The following is a 1,799-nucleotide window of genomic DNA, read 5'->3' as shown; positions in this document are numbered from 1 at the left end:
TTTTTGTTGATGGCCCTCCAGGTGCGAAGGGAGTAGGGGGAGGTTGGACAATTTATCCACCTCTATCTTCAAAAACTGGTCAGCCAGGACCTGCGATGGATTTAGCGATTTTAAGCTTACATGTGGCAGGAGCTTCTTCAATTTTAGGGGCAATTAATTTTATCACAACAATTTTAAATATGAGAACTCCTGGTATGACTTTACACAAAATGCCATTATTTTCATGGTCAATTTTAGTAACAGCATTTTTACTTTTATTGTCTCTACCAGTTTTAGCGGGAGCTATAACAATGCTTTTGACAGATAGAAATTTTGGAACCGCTTTTTTTGAAGCACAAACAGGCGGAGATCCAGTTCTATTTCAACATTTGTTTTGGTTTTTTGGTCATCCAGAAGTATACATTTTAATTTTGCCAGGTTTTGGAATGATAAGCCATATAGTTTCAACTTTTTCAAGGAAGCCTGTGTTTGGTTATCTCGGAATGGCCTATGCGATGGTGGCTATTGGAGTTGTTGGTTTCGTTGTTTGGGCTCACCATATGTATACGGTTGGATTAGACACAGATACAAAAGCTTATTTCTTAGCTGCAACAATGATTATTGCAGTGCCGACTGGAATTAAGATTTTTTCTTGGATAGCAACAATGTGGGGAGGCTCTATAAGCTTTCAGACCCCTATGCTATGGGCTATTGGTTTTATTTTTCTATTTACTTTAGGAGGTGTAACTGGCGTGGTTCTTGCAAACGCAGGTGTAGATACCGCGCTTCATGACACTTATTATGTTGTAGCGCATTTCCATTACGTATTATCGATGGGCGCTGTGTATGCAATTTTCGCAGGATTTTACTATTGGTTTAGTAAAATGACAGGTTATGAATATTCAGAATTTTTGGGAAAATTACATTTTTGGTTAACATTCATAGGTGTCAACTTAATATTTTTCCCTCAACATTTCCTAGGATTAGCAGGAATGCCAAGAAGATATGCAGATTATCCAGATGCATTTGCTGGTTGGAATTATATTTCTTCAATTGGTTCATATATATCTATCATCGGCCTAGCGGTATTTTTATTAAATTTATTGTACGCTTTTATGAAAAAGAAAAAAGCAGAACCAAATCCATGGGGAGAAGGAGCAACAACTCTAGAATGGACAGTGTCATCACCGCCACCATTCCATACTTTTGAAGAGCTACCTAAAGTAAAGTAATTGAGCCAGATAAGTATAAAAACTAGAAACTCTAAACTTGGTTTAGCCTTGGACCTAAATTCATTTTTTAATTTAATGAAACCAAGAGTAATGTCTTTAGTCTTATTTACCTGTATGGTTGGTTTATTAATAGCTCCAAATAATGTAGATTTTACTTCTGCTTGTATTTCTTTACTAGCGGTAGCTATAGGCTCTGGAGCTGCTGGAACACTTAATATGTGGTATGAGTCTGATCTAGATGCTTTAATGAGTAGAACTTGTTTAAGACCTATTCCAACTGGAAAGGTTAAAAAAGATCAAGCTTTATATTTTGGCGTAATTTTATCAACTTTGTCGGTAAGCATCATTTACTTCTCAGCGAACTTAATTTCTGCAATTTTATTAGCATCAACAATTGCTTTTTATTTTTTTGTTTATACAATTTGGTTAAAAAGGAAAACTCCACAAAATATTGTTATAGGTGGGGCCGCTGGAGCATTACCCCCTGTTATAGGATGGACGATAGCGACTGGAAATATTAGTAATGAATGGAAATTAGCGAATATTGAGAAAATAAAATCAAGAATGCAAGGGTGGCAATTAAGTACT

The 1,799-nt window shown here is 36.0% G+C and carries 2 protein-coding genes; both read left to right on the top strand.

Annotated features, from left to right (window positions below; genetic code table 11):
- Positions 1-1,211 (top strand): cytochrome c oxidase subunit I (locus AMN78_RS01750; protein ID WP_075533885.1); only part of this gene is annotated, 1,211 nt, incomplete at its 5' end.
- A partial coding sequence (locus tag AMN78_RS01745; RefSeq protein ID WP_256997692.1) for a UbiA family prenyltransferase occupies positions 1,212-1,799 on the top strand: 588 nt, incomplete at its 3' end.

The organism is Candidatus Pelagibacter communis, assembly GCF_001179945.1.
Lineage (GTDB): Bacteria > Pseudomonadota > Alphaproteobacteria > Pelagibacterales > Pelagibacteraceae > Pelagilacustribacter > Pelagilacustribacter ubique_A.
The sequence above is the reverse complement of the archived record's forward strand: the minus strand, read 5'-3'. Positions and strand labels throughout refer to the sequence as shown.